The following is a 24057-nucleotide window of genomic DNA, read 5'->3' as shown; positions in this document are numbered from 1 at the left end:
TTTTGTCTTTGCTTGATCCCTGTCAAGCAAGATGGGTATGGCCTAATCCGAAAAAAGCGGTATAATCCCGCGATTTTTTTGCGGATGCCACCTCAGAGGAGAAAGAGAATGAAGATTGTGGAAGTGAAACACCCACTCGTTAAACACAAGTTGGGCCTGATGCGTGAGCATGACATCAGCACGAAGCGTTTTCGCGAACTGGCTTCTGAAGTGGGCAGCCTGCTGACCTACGAAGCGACCTCTGATCTGGAAACAGAGAAAGTGACCATCGAAGGCTGGAACGGCCCGGTACAGGTTGAGCAGATCAAAGGTAAGAAAATTACCGTGGTGCCTATCCTGCGTGCGGGTCTCGGCATGATGGAAGGCGTGCTGGAGCACGTCCCAAGCGCGCGTATCAGCGTGGTGGGTATCTACCGTAATGAAGAGACTCTGGAGCCGGTTCCGTACTTCCAGAAGCTGGTGTCTAATATCGACGAGCGTATGGCGCTGGTGGTAGACCCAATGCTGGCGACCGGCGGTTCCATGATCGCCACCATTGACCTGCTGAAAAAAGCAGGCTGCAGCAGCATTAAAGTGCTGGTTCTGGTGGCGGCACCGGAAGGTATCGCGGCGCTGGAAAAAGCGCATCCGGACGTTGAACTTTATACCGCATCTGTCGACCAGGGGCTAAACGAGCACGGGTACATTATCCCTGGGCTTGGCGATGCCGGCGATAAGATTTTTGGTACTAAGTGATCGAATAACGATAAAAAAGCCGACTTTGAGAGTCGGCTTTTTTTTGAATACAACACCAACAACAATACTCAGAGGAAAACACTATGACGCGCCGTGCTATCGGGGTGAGTGAAAGACCGCCGCTTTTACAGACAATCCCGCTTAGTTTGCAGCACCTGTTCGCCATGTTTGGCGCGACCGTGCTGGTGCCAATCCTGTTTCATATTAACCCGGCTACCGTGCTGCTGTTCAACGGCGTCGGTACGCTGCTTTACCTCTTCATCTGTAAAGGCAAAATCCCGGCCTATCTGGGATCGAGCTTTGCCTTTATCTCGCCGGTTCTGCTGTTGCTGCCGTTAGGTTACGAGGTCGCGCTGGGCGGCTTTATCATGTGCGGCGTGTTGTTCTGCCTGGTCTCTTTCATTGTGAAGAAAGCCGGTACGGGCTGGCTGGATGTGATGTTCCCACCAGCAGCGATGGGCGCAATCGTTGCCGTCATTGGTCTTGAGCTGGCGGGTGTCGCGGCGAACATGGCCGGTTTACTGCCTGCTGACGGCCAGTCACCGGATTCAAAAACCATCATCATCTCGCTGGTAACGCTGGGTGTGACAGTGTTTGGCTCCGTGCTGTTCCGCGGTTTCATGGCGATTATCCCGATCCTGATCGGTGTGCTGGCGGGCTATGCGCTCTCCTTCGCAATGGGTGTTGTCGATACCACGCCAATTGCCGAGGCGCACTGGTTTGCGCTGCCAACCTTCTATACCCCGCGTTTCGAATGGTTTGCCATCTTTACCATTCTGCCTGCCGCGCTGGTGGTTATTGCTGAACACGTCGGCCACCTGGTGGTTACGGCGAACATTGTGAAGCGTGACCTGATCCGCGATCCGGGTCTGCACCGTTCTATGTTTGCTAACGGCCTCTCCACCATTATCTCCGGTTTCTTTGGCTCCACGCCAAACACTACCTACGGTGAGAACATCGGCGTGATGGCGATTACCCGCGTCTACAGTACCTGGGTTATCGGTGGCGCGGCAATCATCGCCATTCTGCTCTCCTGTGTGGGCAAACTGGCGGCGGCGATTCAGATCATCCCTGTGCCGGTGATGGGCGGGGTTTCTCTGCTGCTGTACGGCGTGATCGGTGCCTCCGGTATCCGCGTGCTGATTGAGTCTAAAGTGGACTACAGCAAAGCGCAGAACCTGATCCTGACCTCCGTTATTCTGATCATCGGGGTGAGCGGTGCGAAGGTGCACATCGGTGCGGCAGAGCTGAAAGGCATGGCGCTGGCGACTATCGTGGGCGTCGGCCTGAGCCTCATCTTTAAGCTGATCTCTGTATTGCGTCCGGAAGAAGTGGTGCTGGATGCTGACGACAGCGAGAAAGCGTCACAGTGATCGTAAAACCGGGCGCAAGATCGCCCGGTTCTCTCCTTGCTGGTTCCGTGCTAAACTCGTTACCGATTTTATGTAAGATCTGGTTGAGGTATTTCTGAACGGACCGGCACAGCTCTCTCTGCCACTCTATCTCCCTGACGACGAAACTTTCGCGAGTTTCTGGCCGGGTGATAACCCCTCTTTACTGGCTGCACTGCAAAACGTGCTGCGTCAGGAACACAGCGGATACATCTATATCTGGTCACGCGAAGGTGCGGGGCGTAGCCACCTGTTGCATGCTGCCTGTGCGGAGCTTTCGGCACGCGGTGATGCGGTAGGCTATGTGCCGCTGGATAAACGTACCTGGTTCGTGCCTGAAGTGCTGGAGGGAATGGAACATCTCTCACTAGTCTGCATCGATAATATCGAGTGCGTGGCGGGGGACGAGCCGTGGGAAATGGCGATCTTTAACCTCTATAACCGCATCCTGGAATCGGGCAAAACCCGGCTGCTGATCACCGGCGATCGCCCACCGCGTCAGCTCAATCTGGGGCTGCCGGATCTGGCGTCGCGTCTGGACTGGGGGCAAATTTACAAGCTGCAGCCGCTGTCGGATGAAGACAAACTCCAGGCGCTACAGTTACGCGCCAGACTGCGCGGGTTTGAACTGCCGGAAGACGTGGGGCGTTTTCTGCTCAAACGCCTGGATCGGGAAATGCGCACCCTCTTTGATACGCTCGATCAGCTTGATCGCGCGTCTATCACCGCCCAGCGCAAGCTGACCATTCCGTTTGTGAAAGATATTCTTAAGCTCTGAGTTTTTTGCCCGGTGGCGGCTATGCCTTACCGGGCCTACGAAAACCGCTCCCCTTGTAGGCTGGCTAAGGCGCAGCCGCCACCCGGCTAAAGATCCCTCATCAGATGCTCCACCAGCAGCGGAATCGGTCTTCCCGACGCCACGCTCTTACCGTTTTCCCGCCACAATGCCGTACCGCTAATATCCAGATGCGCCCACGGGATCGTCGGCGGGCAAAAGTGGTGCAGCAGCCACGCCGCCGACGCACTGATTGCTGCATTATTGGTCGGTGTGTTGCACAGATCGGCGATGGTACTCTCGGTCTGCTTTTTCAAGCGGGCATCCAGGGGTAAAGACCACACTTCGTCACCGCTTCTTTTCCCTGCTTGGGTGAGAAAATCGCGCATCAACTCATTTTGCGTCATTAAACCACTGAATTCATATCCCAGCGCTTTCACCACCGCGCCGGTTAAGGTTGCCATGTCGATGATGTAGCGAGCTTGCGGATGCCGCTGGCTGGCCCAGGCAATGGCGTCCGCCAGGACCAGTCGGCCTTCGGCATCGGTATTATTGATTTCCACCGTGGTACCATTGCAGGCTCTTGCCACAGTGCCGGGCTGCATGGCGTCCGGGCCAATGGCGTTTTCCGCCAGCGCCAGCACGCCCATGATGCGAACGGGGAGTTTCAGCTCCGCAACGCTGAGCATCAGCCCCAGTACGTTTGCCGCACCGCACATATCGTACTTCATGGTGTACATGCCTGCGCCTTCCTTCAGCCACAGGCCGCCGGTATCGAAGGTAATGCCTTTGCCGACATAACAGCGCACCGGGCCGTCGGACACGCCATTGTAATGGATTGCCAGCAGGCGCGGCGGGCAGGATGCTCCTTTGCCGACGGCATGCAGCAGCCCCAGACCGTGTTCAACAATCTGCTTTTCGTCCAGCACTTCGCAGCGCAGGGCAGGGAAGGCGGCACACAGTTTTTGCGCCTCCTCCACCATAAACTGCGGCGTGCAGCGATCGGAAGGGGTATCCGCCAGGCGTCGTGCAGCAACCATACCACCTGCAATAGCCTGCTGCTGGCGGAAAAGAGTCTCCATCTTTTCCTGCTGCTCTGGCAGACAGAGGGCGGTAATGTGTTTAAGACGTACTGCCGCGTCGTCTGTTTTCTTCAGTTGCAGATCGTTGAGCGTGTGTGCCTGGTTGAAAAGAAAACGCAGCACCAGTGCCAGCACAACGTCGTCGATATGTGTGACGTCCAGTATCACATCAGAACTGACAGGGGAGGCCAGCAGTGGTCGCAGCGCGGCGAGCAATCCCCCGGTCAGCGCGTCCTGCCAGAGCGCATCCGGCAGCAGGCTGATCCGCGCAAACGGGGCACAGCCAAAGCGGGTGTCAGCGATGCTGTCCGATTCGCGCATTTCCGCGATAAGCGCAGTTTCCGGCAAATGAGCACAGGTGGCGCTGGCAATCAAATGGCTCTGTGGCTTCGCGTCTGAAAGTGTGGTAATTAACTGAAAGGTAATCATCATTGTTCCTCGATCGGCGCGCGTATCCGCGCGGCATAGGCTTGCATCCACTCCTCATCCACGGCCTGGTAATGCGTTTTTTCACGCTGACGCTCGGTACGAAACACAGTAAGTGGCTGGCGAGACGTCGCGACGACAAACGAGAAGGTTTTGATGTTGGTCGCGGCACCGAATTCGCCCTTGTTGTTCATGCACACCACGGAAAGATCGCCCACGCGGCCAAAGCGTGACATCAGCTTATCCTCCAGCTCGAACACCACCGAGTCCGCCGCCTGCTGCGGCGACATGCCTTGTGCCATGCGGCGAACGATTTCGTAGCTGGTGCAGCCTTTCATCAGGTCTTCGCCAACACCCGTGGCCGTGGCCGCGCCGGTTTCACTGTCGCAGTAAAAGCCGGAGCCGATAATCGGTGAGTCGCCAATGCGTCCGCGCTTTTTCATAAACAGGCCGCTGGTGGAGGTGGCGACGCTCATTGATCCTTGTTTATCAAGACCGATAATGCCGACCGTATCGTGGCCGTCATACGGGCTTAAGCCCTTATCCAGCGTCTCGCGGCAGCGCTTACGGTAGTGCTGCATCGCGCGGTCGGTGAGCATGGTTTTGTCGGCAAAGCCCTGGCTCAGCGCCCATTCGCGCGCGCCCTGGCCGACCAGCAGGCTGTTATAACGCTGGCGGCTAAGCGCGTGCGCCACGCGCACCGGGTTGGCGATATCCACCAGATTGCCCACGGCACCAAATGCCAGCGTGTCGCCATCCATGTAGGCCGCGTCCAGTTCGACCTCGCCGTTTTCAGTCGGTAGCCCGCCGTAGCCGACGGATTTATACAGCGGAAAGTCCTCCACGGCAGCCACGGCATCGACTACCGCGCCCGCCACTGGTTTTCCCGCAGCCAGAGCAGACGCAGACTCCGTTACGCCTTCAAGCGCCATTCGCCAGGTTGCGATAATTCCCCACATGCTTTACTCCTGTTTTGCAAGGGTGGTGTCGGTTTGCGTAACGGTGGCAATTTCCGCGGCGCGGTACTGTTTATCCACGATACGCATGAAAGGCAGATACAGCATGGCACCAATCAGCAGGTTGATGAGCTGCATGACGCTGCCGCTGAGATGCCCGGTGACGATAAAGCCGCTGATCACCGGCGGCAGCGTCCAGGGAATAAAGACGCCGGTGGTGACGGCAACCGCGCCGATTTTCATTGCGGCATACTGCACGGTGACCAGCACCAGCGGCACCAGGTTGAACGGGATGAGCATGATCGGGTTCATGATCACCGGCAGGCCAAACAGGATCGGTTCGTTGATATTAAACACCGACGCCCCCGCGCCGAGCCTCGCCACTTCGCGCATGTTTTTACTGCGCGCGAAAATCAGCATCGCAATCACCAGCGAGAGCGTAGCGCCCGCGCCACCCATCCAGATCATGTCAAAAAACTGTTCGGTGATAATGTGCGGTGGTGTCGTACCGGCCTGAATAGCGGCGATGTTATCGGTCTGGTTCTCCATCCACAGCGGGCGAATAATGCCGTTGATCATCGAACCGGAGTTAATGCCCACTGACCACAGGATGGTGATGCTGAACACCGTCATCAGGGCACCAAAGTATGAAGTGCCGTAGTGACGTACCGGCGTGGCAACCACCTCGTAAATAAACTGGTGAATGGTGTTGTAGTGGGTGTTTTCAAAGATGATGCGGATAACCAGTACCAGAATCATCACCAGCAGCGCCGGGATCAGCGCGGCGAAGGACTCCTGTACCGCTGGCGGCACGCCATCCGGCATTTTGATAACCAGATTTTTGCGCTTCAGCCAGCAGAATAACTCCGTCCAGAGCAGCGAGCCGATCATCGCCACGAACAGCCCTTTACTGCCAATCCACTCCACCGGCATCACGGTAATGCCGCCGTTTTCCGCCACTTTGATAAACGGCGTCAGGATCAGAAAGGTGACCAGCGCCAGAATGCCGCATGAAATGCGGTCTTCACCATAATGCTCGGCCAGGCGAAACGCCACCAGGAAGCTGATAAACAGCGACATGGTTGAGAACACCGCATTGAACGGGATTTCGATAATAGCGCTCCAGCTTTGACCAAAGGCCTGAGACATAAACTGCTGGTAGGTCTGGTTCGGGAACGAGGAGATCACCAGCAGAATGGAGCCGACGATGATAAACGGCATGAATGAAACGTAGGCACCACGAATGGCACCCAGATGACGCTGCTGGGCCGTTTTGGCCGCCAGCGGCATCAGTTTTGCTTCAAGAAATCCCAGAACATTGTTCATTGTGAACTCCGTACAAGATTGAGTGGCGTTGTTTATGTTATGTGTGTGGATTATCAGTGAAGCGCGGCGAGCGAAAGGTGAAATCGGTCACAAAGCATTCGCTTGTGTTATATAAATCTCATAAGATTAGTCATAAGGCTCTGCGATGGAAATTAAACTGCATGCCAATGCCACCACCACACCGCGTATTCGTCGTTATCTCCAGCAGTCTGCTAAAAGCGACAGAGAGCTGGCCGTTGAGCTGGGGATCTCCGTAACTACCGTCAGACGCTGGCGCAACCGTGAACAGGTTTCAGATAACCATACGACGCCAAAAGTGATACACAAAGCGCTGAGACAAGAGCAGGTTGTGCTGGTGAATGCACTGCGTGATGCCACCGCTGCACCGCTGGATGAATTGCTGCTGCTGGTCAACGACGGGCTGGGGATCGCCGTTTCCCGCGCCACTCTGAGCCGCTACCTCAAACCTGCGTCTGCTGCTCAAAAAGGGGCAGCACTGCAGGGGAAAAAAGCGCTGAAGGCAGGCGTCATGCCGCAGCAGCTGGCGCTGCATCATTTGCCTTTGTCGCTACATATGGATGATGGCGGGGAGCAACATCTGCTGTGGGCGCGCGAGCCGGTAAGCGGCTGGTGCTATGCCCGGCTCTATGCGGGCTTATCGCCTCAGTTGCTCACCCGCTGGACGTGCGAGCTGCTTGAAGCCTGCCCGGTTGATATACAATCTATTGAGACTTTTGGTTTTGAAGTGACATTGCCAGAGCGGGTCGTCACCGTAAAAGTACATCCGCAAAAAAACAGCGCAGTCCAGGTGGCGGTACCGTTACGCGAAATTATTCCGCGACTGAATGTTGAGGCTGCCGGAGAGCTGTTAATTCAACTCTGTGAGTTTTACAACCGCGGGAAAACGCAGAAAAAGCTGGGGGAGAGTACGCCGCAGGCGTTTCTGGAAGCGCTGCGGCGTAAAGATTAGAGGATCTCGAGTACGTCTTCCGGTGGCCGGCCAATCCGCGCTTTGCCGTTTGCCACCACGATCGGGCGCTCAATCAGCTTCGGATTCTCAACCATTGCCTGAATTAGCTGCTCTTCAGAGAGGTGCGTGTCATCAAGATTGAGCGACGTGTAGAGATCTTCTTTCTGGCGCATCAGCTCTCTCGCACTGCCCATCCCCAGCATCTGCAGCAACTGGTGAATCGTCCTCGCGTCCGGTGGTGTTTCCAGATACAGCACCACATCGGGATCGATGCCGTTAGACTTCAGCAGGCTGAGCGTGTCGCGGCTCTTCGAGCAGCGAGGGTTATGGTAAATTTTTACCGCGTCTGTCATGACTTCTCCTTTATTACATCTTTTCGTACGGCTTGAAGCGCTGCTGCAGACCGCGTAGCTGATCGATACGCGCATCGTAGCGCGCCTGTTGCAGGCTGCCGAGTTTCACCTGCGAGCTGGCGCTGCTCAGCAACGAAATAGCCTGATCCAGACGCCCGACCAGTGCGAACCCTTCGGCACGCGCGGCCAGCTCCTGATCGCGGTTACCGAGCTGGGCTTCCGCCTGCGCCAGCAGATCCCAGCCGTTTTGATCGTCTTTATTATTAAAGGTGTAGCGGTTGAGAATGGTCGCCGCTTCCTGCGCCTGTCCACCCTGTAAGTAAGCATTCGCCAGGTTGAGCTGCAACACCGGATTAGTTCGCACATCTTTCGCGCCTTTCAGACGGTTAATGGCGTCGGTGGCTTTTTTCTGCCCGAGGTCGATATCCGTTGCCAGATCGAGATACCAGGGATTATTAGGATCGGCTGCCAGCAGGGGCTGTAGCGCTTTGCGTGCCTCATCGTATTTACTGGCTTCCATCGCCTGCAACGCCTGACCATACTGGGCGGCGTTTTTCTCTCGCACATTGCCTTTTGCCAGCGCCTCCAGCAGGTCGCTGGTGAGCTGGTTACGCCCGGAGTTATACATGCCAAGCGTTCTGACTTTTGCCATGTAGAAATCCTGCGAGGATTGCACGACGACAGGGCGCATCTGGTTGGCGCGGTTACGCGCGTCAGAGAGGCGGCTTTCCGGCAACGGGTGGGTCAGCAGAATTTCTGGCGGGCGCGACGAGTAACGTGCCTGGTCGAGCAGTTTTTCCAGGAAGCTCGGCATGGCCTGCGGGTCAAAGCCCGAACGCTGCAGGACCTGAATCCCGATGCGGTCCGCTTCCTGCTCGTTCTGCTGGGTAAAGCTGATCATCCCCTGACGCGTTCCCGCCAGCGTGCCGGTGAGCGCCGCCATACCGGCCTGCGGGCTTGCCATCGCCAGCAGAATGGAGCCTAACGCGCCGACCCAGGTCAGCGGGGCGTTCCGTTTCTGATCTTCCATCGCGCGCGCCAGATGGCGCTGGGTCACGTGCGAAATTTCGTGCGCCATGACAGACGCCAGCTGGCTTTCGTTATCGGAGTAGCGGAATAACGCCGAGTGCAACACCACGTTCCCGCCAAAGAAGGCGAAGGCGTTGATTTCGTCGTTATTGATTAAATAGAAATGGAACGGCGTTTTCACCGAATTGGCGTGTGCGACAAGCCGCATGCCCAGACCGTTAATGTACTGCACCAGCAGCGGGTCATTAATTAAGGGGGCGCTGCCACGCAACTGGCGAACATAGTAATCACCCATCTGCATCTCCTGGCCAATGGAGAGCGTGCTTCCTGCTGTGGTGCCCATATCCGGCAATGAATCGGCTGAGTCAGCGAAAGCGGGTACTGCCTGACCAACCGTCAGCGCGGCGATAAGTGTCGCAACCAGTGTTTTTCTCAACTGCCTGAACATAACCACTGTCCTGTATTTTGGATGTGCTAATTTGACCGATGAACCCGCATATCGTTCATCTCCACTGCCCTGCGAGTGTAGCCGTGTTAAGGCATGAAGAAAATCCCATTCATCTGCGTTTTGCGAATCGTTACAGTGATACAAAAAGGAAAGTCTTTTTTGTGACAGTTAGATACAATTCACCGTCTCACTCCCGCCATCCGATTCAGGGAAGGGTTGTATGCTCGAAATGTTAATGCAGTGGTATCGGCGTCGGTTTAGCGACCCGGAGGCCATTGCTTTGTTGGTCATTCTGGTTGCCGGGTTCGGTATTCTGTTTTTCTTTAGCGGCCTGCTGGCACCGCTGCTGGTCGCGATTGTACTGGCGTACCTGCTGGAATGGCCAACGGCGCGGCTGGAAAAAATCGGCTGTTCCCGCCGCTGGGCGACCAGTATTGTGCTGGTGCTGTTTGTGGGTATCTTGCTACTCATGGCGTTTGTCGTGATGCCTGTCGCCTGGCAGCAGGGGATCTACCTGATCCGCGATATGCCTGGCATGCTGAACAAATTCTCTGATTTCGCCGCCACGCTGCCGCGTCGCTATCCTGCGCTGATGGATGCCGGGATTATTGATGCGATGGCTGAAAACATGCGCGCCCGCATTATGACGATGGGCGATTCGGTGGTGAAGTATTCTCTGGCCTCGCTGGTCGGTCTGCTGACGCTGGCGGTTTACCTTGTGCTCGTGCCGTTAATGGTTTTCTTCCTGGTGAAAGATAAAGAGCAGATGTTGAATGCTGTTCGCCGTGTTCTGCCGCGTAACCGTGGTCTGGCCGGGCAGGTCTGGCAGGAGATGAACCAGCAGATCACCAACTATATCCGCGGCAAAGTGCTGGAGATGATTGTCGTGGGCGTGGCAACCTGGATCGGCTTCCTGATCTTCGGTCTGAACTATTCGTTACTGCTGGCGGTGCTGGTAGGATTTTCCGTTCTTATTCCTTATATCGGCGCGTTTGTGGTGACCATCCCGGTTGTCGGCGTCGCGCTGTTCCAGTTCGGGTTGGGCACCGAGTTCTGGAGCTGCTTCGCCGTGTACCTGATTATTCAGGGGCTGGACGGTAACCTGCTGGTGCCGGTGCTGTTCTCTGAAGCGGTGAATCTGCATCCGCTGGTGATTATTCTGTCAGTGGTGATTTTTGGCGGGCTGTGGGGATTCTGGGGCGTGTTCTTTGCCATTCCGCTGGCAACGCTGATTAAAGCCGTGGTCCACGCGTGGCCGGATGTGCCTGCGGTGGAAGAGAAGTAGTTTTTGTGCGGGCTGACGCCCTCACCCCGACCCTCTCCCACAGGGAGAGGGAGCAAATACTAAAAACGGTAGCATGAGCTACCGTTTTGCATTTACCGTGTAGGTCGGGTAAGACGAAGCCGCCACCCGACACTCACTTTCAGGCACTTTGTTTCAGCCAGTTCAGCACCACATCGTGGTGGTTGCTGGTTTTGAAGTCATCAAACACATGTTCAACTTTACCGTCAGCGTCAATCAGGAAGCTGATGCGGTGAATGCCGTCGTAAGTTTTGCCCATAAAGGACTTCTCGCCCCAGACGCCAAACTGCTCGCAGACCTGGTGGTCTTCATCAGAAAGCAGCGTGAAGTTCAGCAGCTCTTTTTCAGCAAATCGTGACAGCTTTTCTGGTTTATCTGTGCTGATACCCAGCACTTCCACGCCGACTTTTTTCAACTCGTCCATGTTGTCGCGTAGACCGCAGGCCTGTACGGTACAGCCTGGCGTCATGGCTTTCGGGTAGAAATAGACCAGAACACGCTGTCCCTGGAAGTCGGTCAAATTTACTTGCTCGCCGTCTTGATCCGGTAAGCTAAATTTCGGTGCGATATCACCGGCTTTCAGTGGATTCATTACTCAACTCCATCCTGTTCATGCTGCGAATAATTGACGACGCTTATACTGCCTTGCGCGTGTAATTCTGTACAGAGGGCTTTAAACGCTTGCTCGATATTTGACGCATCCTGCGAGGCAGGGCTGTGCGCAGTAATCTGAATAAACAGCGTGGGAATGGCGTTCTCATCACCCGGCTGTGTACGGGAAACCAGTTCGGCAATATTCATCTGATGGCTGTCAAACAACGCGGTAAAACGCTCAATCAGATGCGGTGAATCAGGCACTTCAACCTGCACCCAGACGGTGGAAGGCAGCGCCGGACGCGGACGTGCAGTGGTGCGTTTCATCACAATCAGCAAATCCAGCTCCGCGCCTTTCAGTGGCAGGGTGGATTCAATCAGCGTGATGGCATTCCATGTCCCGGACAACAGCATAATAAACGTGAACTCTTCGCCAAGCATAGCCAGACGGCTGTCTTCGATATTACAGCCGCAGCTGCTTACGTGTCGGGTGATGGTGTTCACGATACCCGGCCTGTCAGCACCCAGCGCAGTGATAACCAGGTAATGTTGTGATGAGGTTGTCAAACCTGTTCTTCCTTTGCTTGGTTAAGTCTTCCTAAGGAAAGCATAAAAAAAACGTGCATACAACCGCCTGAGGCCCTCAGGTCGCTTGCTTTTATTACAGTTCCAAACGTACCATTGAGACTCTTGTTCGCACAGAGGATGGCTCATGTTCACGGGAAGTATTGTCGCGCTTGTTACACCGATGGATGAAAAAGGTAATGTCTGCCGCTCCAGCATGAAGAAGCTGATTGATTACCATGTCGCCAATGGAACCTCGGCGATCGTTTCGGTAGGGACTACCGGTGAATCTGCAACGCTGAGCCACGAAGAGCACGGCGATGTGGTTATGCTGACCCTTGAACTGGCTGACGGGCGTATCCCGGTCATCGCAGGCACGGGCGCTAATGCAACCGCAGAAGCTATCAGCCTGACCAAACGTTTCAACGACAGCGGCATCGTCGGCTGTCTGACCGTCACGCCTTACTACAATCGTCCCACTCAGGAAGGTTTGTTCCAGCATTTCAAAGCCATCGCGGAACATACTGACTTGCCACAAATTCTGTATAATGTGCCGTCCCGTACCGGTTGCGATATGCTGCCGGAAACCGTTGGTCGTCTCTCGAAAGTAAAAAATATTATCGGGATTAAAGAGGCGACAGGGAACTTAAGCCGCGTTCATCAGATCAAAGAGCTGGTTTCAGACGACTTTATCCTGCTGAGCGGTGATGATGCGACCGCGCTGGACTTTATGCAGCTCGGTGGTCATGGCGTGATTTCCGTAACGGCGAACGTTGCGGCTCGCGATATGGCAGAAATGTGCAAACTGGCGGCGGCCGGTCACTTTGATGACGCTCGCGTGGTTAATCAGCGTCTGATGCCGCTGCACAATAAATTATTTGTCGAACCCAATCCGATCCCAGTGAAATGGGCCTGTAAGGAGTTGGGACTTGTAGCGACCGATACGCTGCGTCTGCCAATGACACCGATTACCGACCACGGTCGTGAAATCGTCAGGGCAGCGCTGAAGCATGCCGGTTTGCTGTAAAGTTTAGGGAGATTTGATGGCTTATTCAGTACAGAAGTCGCGCCTGGTGAAGGTTGCGGGTGTTTCGCTTGTTATGCTGCTCGCCGCCTGTAGTTCAGATTCGCGCTACAAGCGCCAGGTGAGCGGTGATGAATCCTATCTGGATGCAGCGCCGCTTGCTGAACTTCACGCACCTGCCGGTATGATCCTGCCGATTCAGAACGGCGATTATAATATCCCTGTGACCAATGGTAGCGGTCAGGTGGGTAAAGCGCTCGATATTCGTCCGCCAGCACAGCCGCTGGCCCTGGTGAGCGGGGCGCGTACCCAGTTTACCGGCGATACAGCGTCCCTGCTGGTTGAAAGTGCGCGCGGAACGACACTGTGGCCGCAGGTGGTCAGCGTGATTCAGGCGAAGAACTACACGATTGATAAACGCGATGACGCCAGCCAGACCTTAACCACAGACTGGATTGAATGGAGCCGTCTGGATGAAGATCAGCAGTACCGTGGTCGTTATCAAGTCTCCGTTAAACCACAGGGTTATCAGCAGGCGGTTACCGTTAAGCTGTTGAATCTGGAGCAGGCGGGTAAGCCGGTTGCCGATCCAGCCTCCATGCAGCGCTACAGCACCGAAATGTTGAACGTGATTGCCGCGGGACTGGATAAGAACGCCACCGACGCCGCTAACGCAGCGCAGAGCCGCAACGGTGTTACGTTCGACGTTCAGAGCGCCGCCGATGACACGGGTCTGCCAATGCTGGTGGTTCGTGCGCCATTTAACCAGACCTGGCAACGCCTGCCAGCGACGCTTGAAAAAGTGGGCATGAAAGTAACCGACAGCACGCGTTCAACGGGTAGCATCACGGCAACGTACAAGCCGCTGTCCGACAGCGCCTGGCAGGAACTGGGGGCACGCGATCCGCAACTGGCCTCCGGCGATTATAAAATTCAGGTCGGTGACCTCGATAACCGCAGTAGCCTGCAGTTTATCGATCCGAAAGGCCACACGCTGACCCAGTCGCAGAACGATGCGCTGGTCGCGGTCTTCCAGGCTGCATTCAGCAAATAAATACGAGGGCTGGTGAATCCAGCCCTTTTTATTTTCGTGCTACGCAAACGTGTGCGTGGCATAATATCCCCAGTTTTGAATACAAATCATCACACCAGGAGTAATGAAGATGCAGAAGCAAGCTGAGTTGTATCGTGGCAAAGCGAAGACCGTATACAGCACCGAAAACCCGGATCTGTTGGTGCTCGAATTCCGCAATGATACGTCAGCAGGGGATGGCGCACGCATTGAGCAGTTCGATCGTAAAGGCATGGTGAACAACAAGTTCAACCACTTCATTATGACCAAACTGGCCGAAGCGGGTATTCCAACCCAGATGGAAGCGTTACTGTCCGACACGGAATGTCTGGTGAAAAAACTGGATATGGTGCCGGTCGAATGTGTTATTCGTAACCGTGCCGCGGGCTCCCTGGTGAAGCGTCTTGGCATCGAAGAAGGTATCGAGCTGAATCCACCATTGTTCGACCTGTTCCTGAAAAACGACGCCATGCATGACCCGATGGTCAATGAATCTTACTGTGAAACCTTTGGCTGGGTGAGCAAAGAGAATCTGGCGCGTATGCAGGAACTGACCTACAAAGCGAATGACGTACTGAAAAAACTGTTTGATGACGCGGGTCTTATCCTGGTCGACTTCAAGCTGGAGTTCGGTCTGTTTAAAGGTGAAGTGGTGCTGGGTGATGAGTTCTCACCGGACGGCAGCCGTCTGTGGGATAAAGAAACGCTGGATAAAATGGACAAAGACCGTTTCCGTCAGAGCCTGGGTGGCCTGATTGAAGCATATGAAGCCGTTGCTCACCGTTTAGGCGTTAAGCTCGACTGATCCTCAATTGCCAAAGGATGTTCACATCCTTTGGCGTCTTACCTTTGTTTCCTATGGTAATCCTCTCATTAACCGCCTACGATCATAGCTATTGATAATGGAATAGTTCGAGGTGGTTATGCGCTGGCAAGGGCGTCGTGAAAGTGACAATGTAGAAGACAGGCGCAACAGTGGCGGCGGTGGCCCGTCAATGGGCGGCCCAGGGTTTCGTTTACCCAGTGGAAAGGGGGGAATTGTTCTGCTCATCGTCGTGCTGGTGGCAGGTTATTATGGTGTCGATTTGACCGGCCTGATGACCGGGGAGCCTCTTCAGCAACAGCCACAATCCCAGCGCTCTATCAGCCCGAATGAAGATGAAGCCGCTAAGTTTACCTCCGTTATTCTGGCAACGACCGAAGATACCTGGAGCCAGCAGTTCGAAAAAATGGGGCGGACCTATCAGCAGCCGAAACTGGTAATGTACCGTGGCGCAACGCGCACCGGCTGCGGCACCGGACAATCCGTTATGGGGCCGTTCTACTGCCCGGCTGACAGTACCGTTTATATCGATCTCTCCTTCTACGATGACATGAAACGCAAGCTCGGTGCCGACGGCGATTTTGCCCAGGGCTACGTCATTGCGCATGAAGTCGGGCACCACGTTCAAAAACTGCTCGGCATTGAGCCTAAAGTGCGTCAGCTTCAGCAAAATGCGTCTCAGGCGGAAGTGAACCGTCTGTCCGTGCGTATGGAGCTTCAGGCGGACTGCTTCGCCGGTGTCTGGGGGAAAAGTATGCAGCAGCAGGGCGTGCTCGAAGCGGGCGACCTGGAAGAGGCGTTGAATGCGGCACAGGCCATCGGTGATGACCGTCTTCAGCAGCAGAGCCAGGGGCGGGTGGTGCCGGACAGCTTCACACACGGTACGTCTGAACAACGTTACAGCTGGTTCAAACGCGGCTTCGACAGCGGCGACCCGGCGCAATGTAATACCTTCGGCAAAGCCATGTGATGTTGCCGTTTGAAAATCTGATCGGCCAGCTTACGCGTCAGGGCCATCGTCGGCTGGTTGTTCTTAGTGGCGATGAACAGTGGGTATGCGCGCAGGCATCTGCCCTGCGTGATGCCTTGCCTGGCGACTGGTTGTGGCTGGAAGATAACGCCTCTAAAGCTATCAGTGGTCTGCTGGGGCGTGAATTCCTGCATGCTATTTTTGACGCCCGCAGCGGGTTTGATGTTTCGGCCTTTGCCGCACTCAGCGGAACGTTGCGCGCCGGAAGCCTTCTGGTGCTGCTGGTTCCGCCGCTCGCCGTCTGGCCGGAAAAACCCGACAGTGATTCCCTGCGCTGGAGCGACACTCCAGAACTGATTGCCACCCCGCATTTTGTAAACCATTTTTGCCGGACGATTGCTGCCGATCCTGACGTGATTTTGTGGCAGCAGAACCTGCCTCTATCGTTCCCCCCCCTCCCTGATGCGCCTGACTGGCAGCCTGCCAGCGGCGCGCCGCAGCGTGAGCAGGCTGAAATCCTGAATGTGCTTCAGACCATGCAGAGCGGCGTCGTGGCCGTTACGGCGGCGCGCGGGCGCGGAAAGTCCGCGATGGCGGGGATGTTACTCAGCAGCATTCAGGGCAGTGCCGTCGTTACGGCTCCAGCCAAAAGCGCAACCGACGTGATTGCCCGCTTTGCCGGAGATAACTATCACTTTATGGCTCCGGACGCGCTGCTGGCCTCTACCGTGCAGGCTGACTGGCTAATTGTCGATGAAGCGGCTGCTATCCCCGGCCCATTACTGGAAAAGCTGGTAACGCGTTTTCCCCGCACGCTGTTAACGACTACCGTTCAGGGTTACGAAGGGACGGGAAGGGGATTCTTGCTTAAATTCTGTGCCCGGTTTAGCGATTTGCAGCGGTATAGCTTATCAACGCCAGTTCGCTGGGCTGCCGGGTGTCCACTTGAGCGGGTTGTCGCCAGTGCGTTGCTGTTTGACGATGCGCTTCTCGACCAGAAACCAGAAGGTGATGTGCGTATTACTTCTCTTGAGGCACAGGCGTGGGAGAGCAATCCCGTGCTCGTGGCACACGTGTATGAACTGCTATGCGCTGCGCACTACCGTACCTCGCCGCTTGATTTACGCCGTATGATGGACGCTCCCGGCCAGCACTTTTCTGTCGCACAAACCGGTTCCGCTATCGCGGGCGCGCTCTGGCTGGTGGACGAGGGCGGGTTAATCCCGGAACTTAGCCGTGCGGTATGGGCAGGCTTTCGGCGTCCGCGCGGTAACCTGGTGGCGCAGTCTCTGGCGGCACACGGCGGTTCGCCTCTGGCGGCGACGCTCAAAGGGCGACGAGTGACCCGCATTGCGGTTCATCCCCATCGCCAGCGGGAAGGTATCGGCCAGGCACTGATTCACCATGCGGGTGGTCAGGATTATCTCTCGGTGAGTTTCGGCTATACCGATGAGCTTTGGCGTTTCTGGCAGCAGTGCGGGTTTGCGCTGGTGCGGATGGGTAGCCATCGCGAAGCCAGCAGCGGCTGCTATACCGCGATGGCGTTACTGCCGCTGAGCGAGGCGGGGCGTCAGTTGTGTGAGCAGGAGGAGCAGCGTCTGTGCCGCGATGCGCGGGTATTATCGTCATGGAATGGTGAAAAGATCCCGGTGGAAGATGGCTGGGAAGCTACCCTTAATAATGACGACTGGCTGGAGCTGGCCGGGTTTGCCTTCGCTCATCGGGCGTTTTCGACTTCCGTTGCCGCGTTAACCCGCCTGCTGTTAACCGTAGACATGCCGCTCCCGGCTTTGCGCGGAAAAATGGCGGGTAAAACGGATAGCGTCGGTCGAAAATCTCTGTTGGCTAAGCTACGCAATGAAACGGCACATGCGCTTGAAAGTCTTGATGAACAGCGCTGCCAGCAGTTGAAAGACAACATTTTGCAATGGCAATTTTTTCAATGACTTCTTCAGTAAAGTGGCATGGTCATTACCCCCCGGAGGCGTAAAATCCAACCATCAATTAAGGAGACCGCCATGAAACATGACCATTTTGTTGTTCAAAGCCCTGACAAACCGGCAAAACAGTTACTGCTTCTGTTTCATGGCGTGGGTGATAACGCCGTCAACATGGGGCAGATTGGCAGCTGGTTTGCGCCGGTGTTTCCGGACGCGCTGATTGTCAGTATCGGCGGCGTGGAGCCGTGCGGTCCTGACGGACGGCAGTGGTTCTCTGTCCAGGGCGTGACGGAAGAGAACCGTCAGGCGCGTATTGATGCCATCATGCCCGTATTTATCGAAACGGTACGCTACTGGCAGCAGAAAAGCGGCGTTGGTGCAGATGCCACGGCGCTGATTGGCTTCTCGCAAGGATCGATTATGTCGCTGGAGAGCGTAAAAGCGCAGCCTGGCCTCGTATCCCGCGTGATTGCCTTTAACGGTCGCTTTGCCACGTTACCGCAAAGTGCCACGACGCAGACCACCATTCATCTGATCCACGGTGGTGAAGATCGGGTGATTGAGCTTTCGCATGCGGTGGCTGCCCAGGAAGCGCTGATCCGTGAAGGCGGGGATGTCACGCTGGACATCGTGGACGATCTGGGGCATGCCATTGACGATCGCAGCATGCAGTTCGCGCTCGACCATTTACGCTATACCGTGCCGAAGCACTACTTTGATGAAGCGCTCAGCGGCGGTAAGCCGAATGACGATGATATTGTAGAGTTTATGTGAATATTACCCCTCTCCCGAGCGGGGAAGGGGTAATAAATTTACTTCTTCTGGTCTTTCTTCGTCCAGTCGTCGTCATCATCCCATTTATCGTTAAAATCACGATGTGGTGGGAGATCCGGCTTGTTAGCGAGAAATTTTTTGTGGTCAACGCGCTTAAGATCTTTAATCACGTTAAGCAGCACGCCTACCAGAAACACCAGCACCAGAATCCACCAGTATTTAGCCAGCCAGTCCATTCGCTATTCCTTCTCAGAGCATTCGTCAGGCGACGAGTTGCTCCATAATACGTTGATACATACGGGCCAGCAGTTGCAAATCTGCCGCATTCACACACTCATTGATTTTGTGAATAGTGGCGTTAACCGGACCCAGTTCGACAACCTGCGCACCCATGCGGGCAATAAAGCGCCCGTCTGACGTGCCACCCGTTGTCAGCAGTTGTGGCTTAATTTCATTATAGTGTGCGATAGCGTTCACCACCGCATCCACCAGTTTTCCGCGCTGCGTCAGGAACGGCTGGCCGGAAAGCCACCAGTCAATGGTGTAGCGCAGTTCATATTTTTCCAGCAGCGCAATCACGCGTGCTTTGATCATCTCGTCAGTCAGTTCAGTGCTAAAGCGGAAGTTGAACTGCACGAAGATATCACCAGGGATCACATTGTTGCTGCCCGTACCGGCCTTCACGTTAGCAATCTGCATGCTGGTAGGCGGGAAGAACTCGTTGCCCTTGTCCCACTCAATAGCCACCAGTTCGTTCAGCATGGGGGCTGCACGATGAACCGGGTTGTCGGCGAGATGCGGATACGCGACGTGTCCCTGAACGCCGTGAATGGTCAGGTTGCAGGTAAGCGACCCACGACGACCGTTTTTCACCACATCACCGACGATTTCGGTACTCGACGGCTCACCCACCAGGCAGTAGTCCAGACGCTCGTTACGCGCCATCAGCGTCTCAACCACTTTCACGGTGCCATTGTGCGCGCTGGCTTCTTCATCGGAGGTGATCAGGAACGCGAGACGGTTTTTATGGTTCGGATGTTGGGCAACGAAACGCTCCGCCGCCACCACCATCGCCGCCAGTGAGCCTTTCATGTCTGCCGCACCGCGGCCAAACAGCATGCCGTCACGGATGGTGGGTTCGAACGGTGGGTTGATCCAGCGGTCTGCATCGCCAGCCGGAACCACATCGGTATGTCCGGCAAACGCCAGCGTTTCGCCCTGACCGCGCCATGCCCAGAAGTTCTGTGTGTCGCCAAAATCCATTGGTTCAACGGTAAAACCAATGGCACGCAAGCGCTCAATCATTAATGCCTGACAACCTGCATCGTCCGGGCTAAGAGAAGGACGGCGAATAAGCTGCTGAGTCAGCTCAATGACCGGGCATGACATAGACTACACCTCAACGAAAAAAGTCTGAATAAACGGTTTCACTAAAACCCAGCAGCATAGGCTGCCCTGGCTTGCAGAGCAATGGGCGTTTGATAATTGCTGGCATTTCAAGCATCAGTTTTGCCGCACTATCGGCATCGTTGATCGTCGCGCGCAGCGACTCATCCAGTTTTCGCCAGGTGGTGCCGCGGGTATTCAGCAAGGCTTCCCAGCCCAGCTCCTTGATCGCCGTATGCAAAAATGCCGCATCAAGACCATCGACACGGTAATCGTGAAAGCGGTATGCCACATCGTTGGCTTCCAGCCAGCGGCGCGCTTTTTTGATGGTGTCGCAATTTTTAATACCGTACATCACTACCATGGTGAATCCTTTTGTTCTTTTGACGGGTGAATGTTCAATTATTTCGAAGATATATCCTTAAGCGAAATATAACACAGGAATGATATCACTGGACTTACAATTCTCCTTAATTGAACGCACAACTGTAAGCTGAATATTTTTTCATCATTTAAGCATAGTTGTCCACAAAGATTAAATTTCTAATAAAGTCAGCAGGTAAAATTAAAGTCACCTGCCTGTATGGTTATTTCAAAATATTGCTGTCCGTCACATAAAATTTAAGAGGCTGCGCTCATAGTTGTCTCAAATCCTTTTCAGATGCGGGGTGTAATCACAGTAATTGGCTAAATAGTCTTCACAATGATGATACGTTTCCGTAGAATATGCATAATAATAAGAGAGGTTGTTATGATTGAACGCGAACTGGGGAACTGGAAAGATTTTATCGAAGGCATGCTTCGTAAATGACATTCAGTAAGAATTGCAAGAGCACTTAAATAAGTAAAATAACCATAGTGTGAACTCATCACACAATAAAAAGGCGGCCCTGAGAGCCGCCTTTTTTATTTCACCACACTATTCAGGCCGCTCTTTAAGCGGGAAACGGCGGCGCACCAGCACGAAGAATAACGGAACGAAATAGATCGCCAGAATCGTTGCTGAAATCATGCCACCCATAACGCCCGTACCAACCGCATGCTGGCTGCTGGAGCCTGCGCCAGAACTGGTTGCCATCGGTAATACACCAAAGACAAACGCCAGAGAGGTCATCAGGATCGGACGTAAGCGCTGGCGACAGGCGTGCAGCGTCGCGGCCATCAGGTCATGGCCTTTGGCGTTCATCTCATTGGCAAATTCAACAATCAGAATGGCGTTTTTCGCCGACAAACCGATGACGGTGAGTAGACCCACCTGGAAGTAAACATCGTTCTCCAGACCGCGCATCCAGGTCGCCAGCAGCGCACCAATGACCCCGAGCGGTACTACCAGCATGACCGAGAACGGCACCGACCAGCTTTCATACAGTGCTGCCAGGCAAAGGAACACCACCAGCAGCGAAAGCGCATAGAGCGCAGGGGCTTGCGCACCGGAGAGACGTTCCTGGTAGGACATGGCCGTCCACTCCAGGCCAAACCCGGTTGGCAACTGCTGCACCAGTTGTTCCATGATATCCATCGCCGTACCGGTACTGACGCCCGGCGCGGCTTCACCCACGATCTCCAGCGCGGAGTAGCCGTTGTAGCGTTCCAGGCGCGGTGAGCCCGTTTCCCAGCGCGAGGTGGCAAAGGCGGAGAACGGCACCATGCCGCCTGTATTGTTACGTACATACCAGCGGTTAATGTCGTCCGGCAGCATGCGGTATTTCGCGGCAGACTGAACGTAGACTTTTTTCACGCGGCCGCGATCCATAAAGTCGTTCACATAGCTGGAGCCCCACGCCGTTTGCAGCGTGTCGTTAATGTCGTCTATCGATACGCCAAGCGCCTGCGCTTTACGCTGATCGATATCCACCTGCAGCTGCGGGCTGTCGTCCAGACCGTTATGACGAACGCGGGTCAGCTGCGGATCTTTACCCGCCAGATCGAGCAGTTTGTCACGCGCAGCCATTAACGCGTCATGCCCGGCACCCGCGTGATCCTGCAGTTCCATATCAAACCCTGCCGAACTGCCAAGACCGCTGATAGCGGGAGGGCTGCTGGCGAAAACGCGCGCCTCTTTGATGTGGCTGAAGGCTTTGGTCGCCCGTTCGATAATAGCAAACGAGGAGCCTGTATCGCTGTCGCGTTGATCCCAGTCTTTCAGACGCACAAACATACGTGCCACGTTCTGCCCGTTACCGCCAGGGCCAGAGCCGACGGTGGAAAAGACGGACACAACGTTATCTTTCTCTTTAGTCTGGAAGTAGTTCTCAACCTTTTGCACCACCTTCAGCGTTTGCTGCTGCGTGGAGCCGCTCGGCAACTGAACGGAGGTGATAAACATGCCGCGGTCTTCCAGCGGCAGGAAGGAGGTCGGCAGGCGCAGGAACAGGAACACCATGCCGCCGAGCAGCAGGACGTAGACCACCATCCAGCGCACGCTGCGGTGCAATATCCTGCCCACGCCCGCTTCATAGCGCGCCGCATTACGGTTAAACATGCGGTTAAACCAGCCGAAAAAGCCTTTCTGACCGTGATGCTCACCTTTATGCAACGGTTTGAGCAGCGTGGCGCAGAGGGCAGGGGTGAGGATCATCGCCACCAGCACCGAGAGCACCATCGCGGAGACGATAGTGATAGAGAACTGGCGGTAGATCGCGCCGGTCGTCCCGCCAAAGAAGGCCATCGGGATAAACACCGCTGAGAGCACCATCGCGATACCGACCAGCGCGCCCTGAATTTGCCCCATCGATTTCCGCGTAGCTTCACGCGGTGAAAGGCCTTCCTCGCTCATGATGCGCTCAACGTTTTCCACCACCACGATGGCATCATCCACCAGCAGGCCGATCGCCAGCACCATCGCAAACATGGTTAAGGTATTGATACTGTAACCAAAAGCGTAAAGCACCGCGAAGGTGCCGAGCAGCACCACTGGCACCGCAATCGTTGGAATAAGCGTGGCGCGGAAGTTTTGCAGGAACAGGTACATCACCAGGAACACCAGCGCGATGGCTTCGAGCAGGGTTTTCACCACATCTTCAATAGAGGCTTTGACGAAGGAGGTGGTCTCGTAGGCGACTTTATATTCCAGCCCGTGCGGGAAAAAGTGCGATAGCTCATCAAGACGATCGATGACCAGCTCTGCCGTTGCCATTTCATTCGCACCGGAGGCCAGTTTGACCCCTAAACCGGATGCCTGATTACCGTTAAAGCGGCTCAGGTAGTCATATTTTTCCGCTCCCATCTCCACGGTGGCGACATCGCCCAGGCGTACTTCAGAACCGTCCTGATTGACCCGCAGGGTAATATTGCGGAACTGTTCAGGCGTCTGGAGCAGTGACTGCGAATTAATGGTGGCGTTCAGCGCCTGGTTATCCACGGATGGCGTACCGCCCAGCTGACCCACGGCAATCTGGGCGTTCTGCGATTCGATGGCATCGGTAACATCTTTCGCCGTCATCTGCACGCTGTTGAGCTTGTCAGGGTTCAGCCAGATGCGCATGGAATATTGTGAGCCATAGGCATCGATATCCCCCACGCCGTTAATACGGCTGAGCGGGTCCTGGATATTACTCGCCACGTAGTCGGCAATATCCTGTTTATCCATCGAGCCATCGGTGGAGACAAACGCAATGGTTAAAATATTGGTATCACCGGTTTTACGCACGGTGACGCCCTGGTTTTGCACAGCCTGAGGCAGCTTACGCAGGGCTGACTGCAGCTGGTTTTGTACCTGCTGTACTGCTTCATCCGGGTCCGTACCTGCCGTAAAACTCAGGGTGACCGTCGCCTGGCCGGTCGCGCTACTCTGTGAGGACATATACATCAGGTTATCGAGGCCCGTCATGTTCTGCTCGATGACCTGCGTGACGGTATTTTCCAGCGTTTGTGCCGAAGCGCCAGGGTAGTTAGCCGTAACACGCACGTTGGGCGGTGCCAGATCGGGGTATTGCTCAACAGGAAGTGAAGTAATGGCCAGGACACCTGTCAGACACAACAGGATGGCAAGTACCCAGGCAAAAATGGGGCGATCGATGAAAAAATTCGCCATGAAAAGGTGACCTCGTTTTGCTGCACGTCGTTATTGTCTATTGTCCGCATCACTGTAGCGGTAAGTCGAAGGTCAAACGTGGA

Annotated in this window: 23 protein-coding genes; 12 read left to right on the top strand and 11 right to left on the bottom strand. The window is 55.1% G+C overall.

Annotated elements, in window-relative coordinates; translation table 11 throughout:
• Positions 1–108: 108 nt before the first annotated feature.
• The 3 genes from upp (at position 109) to EoCCA6_RS05500 (ending at position 2904) form a co-directional block, all read left to right on the top strand.
• On the top strand, positions 109–735 hold the full coding sequence (upp, locus tag EoCCA6_RS05510) for a uracil phosphoribosyltransferase (protein WP_003860560.1): 627 nt from the start codon (positions 109–111) through the stop codon (positions 733–735).
• Between the two features lie 83 nt (positions 736–818).
• Positions 819–2108 carry a uracil permease gene (gene uraA / locus EoCCA6_RS05505; protein WP_152081819.1) on the top strand — a complete coding sequence of 430 codons (1290 nt, stop codon included), beginning with the start codon at positions 819–821 and terminating at the stop codon, positions 2106–2108.
• A gap of 94 nt (positions 2109–2202) precedes the next feature.
• A complete protein-coding gene (locus tag EoCCA6_RS05500; protein ID WP_211482948.1) occupies positions 2203–2904 on the top strand; it encodes a DnaA inactivator Hda in 702 nt (233 codons plus the stop codon).
• An 86-nt stretch (positions 2905–2990) separates the two neighbouring features.
• Here EoCCA6_RS05500 and EoCCA6_RS05495 read toward each other — a convergent pair whose 3' ends face one another.
• Genes EoCCA6_RS05495 through celB form a run of 3 tightly spaced genes read right to left on the bottom strand, consistent with a single transcriptional unit; the run spans position 2991 to position 6691 of the window.
• Positions 2991–4412 (bottom strand): leucyl aminopeptidase family protein, encoded by a 1422-nt coding sequence (locus EoCCA6_RS05495; RefSeq protein ID WP_152084404.1) that lies wholly within the window; start codon positions 4410–4412, stop codon positions 2991–2993.
• Positions 4412–5368 carry a glycosylasparaginase gene (locus tag EoCCA6_RS05490; RefSeq protein WP_152081818.1) on the bottom strand — a complete coding sequence of 319 codons (957 nt, stop codon included), beginning with the start codon at positions 5366–5368 and terminating at the stop codon, positions 4412–4414. The genes EoCCA6_RS05495 and EoCCA6_RS05490 overlap by 1 nt, the downstream gene beginning before the upstream one ends.
• A gap of 3 nt (positions 5369–5371) precedes the next feature.
• Complete coding sequence (gene celB, locus EoCCA6_RS05485) at positions 5372–6691, bottom strand: PTS cellobiose transporter subunit IIC (protein ID WP_152081817.1); 1320 nt, start codon at positions 6689–6691, stop codon at positions 5372–5374.
• A 145-nt stretch (positions 6692–6836) separates the two neighbouring features.
• Here celB and EoCCA6_RS05480 point away from each other — a divergent pair, with 145 nt between their 5' ends.
• On the top strand, positions 6837–7661 hold the full coding sequence (locus EoCCA6_RS05480) for an XRE family transcriptional regulator (protein ID WP_152081816.1): 825 nt from the start codon (positions 6837–6839) through the stop codon (positions 7659–7661).
• Here the strand turns inward: EoCCA6_RS05480 and arsC are convergent.
• Both arsC and bepA read right to left on the bottom strand, forming a co-directional pair.
• On the bottom strand, positions 7658–8014 hold the full coding sequence (arsC, locus tag EoCCA6_RS05475; protein WP_152081815.1) for an arsenate reductase (glutaredoxin): 357 nt from the start codon (positions 8012–8014) through the stop codon (positions 7658–7660). The genes EoCCA6_RS05480 and arsC overlap by 4 nt on opposite strands.
• A 13-nt stretch (positions 8015–8027) precedes the next feature.
• A complete protein-coding gene (bepA, locus tag EoCCA6_RS05470) occupies positions 8028–9491 on the bottom strand; it encodes a beta-barrel assembly-enhancing protease (protein WP_152081814.1) in 1464 nt (487 codons plus the stop codon).
• Positions 9492–9711: 220 nt separating this feature from the next.
• Between bepA and EoCCA6_RS05465 the strand changes: the two genes are divergently transcribed.
• Positions 9712–10776 carry an AI-2E family transporter gene (locus EoCCA6_RS05465; protein ID WP_152081813.1) on the top strand — a complete coding sequence of 355 codons (1065 nt, stop codon included), beginning with the start codon at positions 9712–9714 and terminating at the stop codon, positions 10774–10776.
• 139 nt (positions 10777–10915) lie between these two features.
• Here EoCCA6_RS05465 and bcp read toward each other — a convergent pair whose 3' ends face one another.
• Both bcp and EoCCA6_RS05455 read right to left on the bottom strand, forming a co-directional pair.
• A complete protein-coding gene (gene bcp, locus EoCCA6_RS05460; RefSeq protein ID WP_022648972.1) occupies positions 10916–11386 on the bottom strand; it encodes a thioredoxin-dependent thiol peroxidase in 471 nt (156 codons plus the stop codon).
• Positions 11386–11955 carry a glycine cleavage system transcriptional repressor gene (locus EoCCA6_RS05455; RefSeq protein ID WP_152081812.1) on the bottom strand — a complete coding sequence of 190 codons (570 nt, stop codon included), beginning with the start codon at positions 11953–11955 and terminating at the stop codon, positions 11386–11388. Before EoCCA6_RS05455 ends, bcp begins: the two co-directional genes overlap by 1 nt.
• Before the next feature lie 145 nt (positions 11956–12100).
• Between EoCCA6_RS05455 and dapA the strand changes: the two genes are divergently transcribed.
• The 6 genes from dapA to ypfH all read left to right on the top strand — a co-directional run bounded on the left by dapA (position 12101) and on the right by ypfH (position 18555).
• Entirely contained in the window at positions 12101–12979 is an 879-nt protein-coding gene (gene dapA, locus EoCCA6_RS05450) for a 4-hydroxy-tetrahydrodipicolinate synthase (protein ID WP_152081811.1), read from the top strand.
• 16 nt (positions 12980–12995) lie between these two features.
• Positions 12996–14030 carry an outer membrane protein assembly factor BamC gene (gene bamC / locus EoCCA6_RS05445; RefSeq protein WP_152081810.1) on the top strand — a complete coding sequence of 345 codons (1035 nt, stop codon included), beginning with the start codon at positions 12996–12998 and terminating at the stop codon, positions 14028–14030.
• 109 nt (positions 14031–14139) lie between these two features.
• Positions 14140–14853: a phosphoribosylaminoimidazolesuccinocarboxamide synthase gene (purC, locus tag EoCCA6_RS05440; RefSeq protein ID WP_023332985.1), complete on the top strand. Its 714-nt coding sequence runs from the start codon at positions 14140–14142 to the stop codon at positions 14851–14853.
• Between the two features lie 118 nt (positions 14854–14971).
• The gene (gene ypfJ / locus EoCCA6_RS05435) at positions 14972–15841 is read left to right on the top strand and encodes a KPN_02809 family neutral zinc metallopeptidase (protein WP_152081809.1); all 870 of its coding nucleotides are present in this window, start codon (positions 14972–14974) and stop codon (positions 15839–15841) included.
• Positions 15841–17787 (top strand): tRNA(Met) cytidine acetyltransferase TmcA, encoded by a 1947-nt coding sequence (locus tag EoCCA6_RS05430; protein ID WP_152084403.1) that lies wholly within the window; start codon positions 15841–15843, stop codon positions 17785–17787. Before ypfJ ends, EoCCA6_RS05430 begins: the two co-directional genes overlap by 1 nt.
• A gap of 72 nt (positions 17788–17859) precedes the next feature.
• The gene (gene ypfH, locus EoCCA6_RS05425) at positions 17860–18555 is read left to right on the top strand and encodes an esterase (RefSeq protein ID WP_152081808.1); all 696 of its coding nucleotides are present in this window, start codon (positions 17860–17862) and stop codon (positions 18553–18555) included.
• Between the two features lie 38 nt (positions 18556–18593).
• Here ypfH and EoCCA6_RS05420 read toward each other — a convergent pair whose 3' ends face one another.
• The 3 genes from EoCCA6_RS05420 to EoCCA6_RS05410 are packed head-to-tail and all read right to left on the bottom strand — an operon-like array spanning position 18594 to position 20305.
• Entirely contained in the window at positions 18594–18791 is a 198-nt protein-coding gene (locus EoCCA6_RS05420) for a YpfN family protein (RefSeq protein ID WP_152081807.1), read from the bottom strand.
• A gap of 25 nt (positions 18792–18816) precedes the next feature.
• Positions 18817–19944 (bottom strand): succinyl-diaminopimelate desuccinylase, encoded by a 1128-nt coding sequence (gene dapE / locus EoCCA6_RS05415; protein ID WP_152081806.1) that lies wholly within the window; start codon positions 19942–19944, stop codon positions 18817–18819.
• A gap of 10 nt (positions 19945–19954) precedes the next feature.
• Positions 19955–20305, bottom strand: coding sequence for an ArsC family reductase (locus EoCCA6_RS05410; protein ID WP_152081805.1), 351 nt, complete (start codon positions 20303–20305; stop codon positions 19955–19957).
• A 387-nt stretch (positions 20306–20692) separates the two neighbouring features.
• On the opposite strand from EoCCA6_RS05410, the gene ypfM reads away from it, so the two are divergent.
• Entirely contained in the window at positions 20693–20752 is a 60-nt protein-coding gene (gene ypfM / locus EoCCA6_RS05405; protein WP_015572204.1) for a protein YpfM, read from the top strand.
• A gap of 108 nt (positions 20753–20860) precedes the next feature.
• Here ypfM and acrD read toward each other — a convergent pair whose 3' ends face one another.
• Positions 20861–23974, bottom strand: coding sequence for a multidrug efflux RND transporter permease AcrD (gene acrD, locus EoCCA6_RS05400; protein ID WP_152081804.1), 3114 nt, complete (start codon positions 23972–23974; stop codon positions 20861–20863).
• Positions 23975–24057: the final 83 nt, after the last annotated feature.

It is taken from the genome of Enterobacter oligotrophicus (genome assembly GCF_009176645.1).
Classification (GTDB): domain Bacteria; phylum Pseudomonadota; class Gammaproteobacteria; order Enterobacterales; family Enterobacteriaceae; genus Enterobacter; species Enterobacter oligotrophicus.
This window is presented reverse-complemented; position numbering and strand designations above follow the sequence as displayed.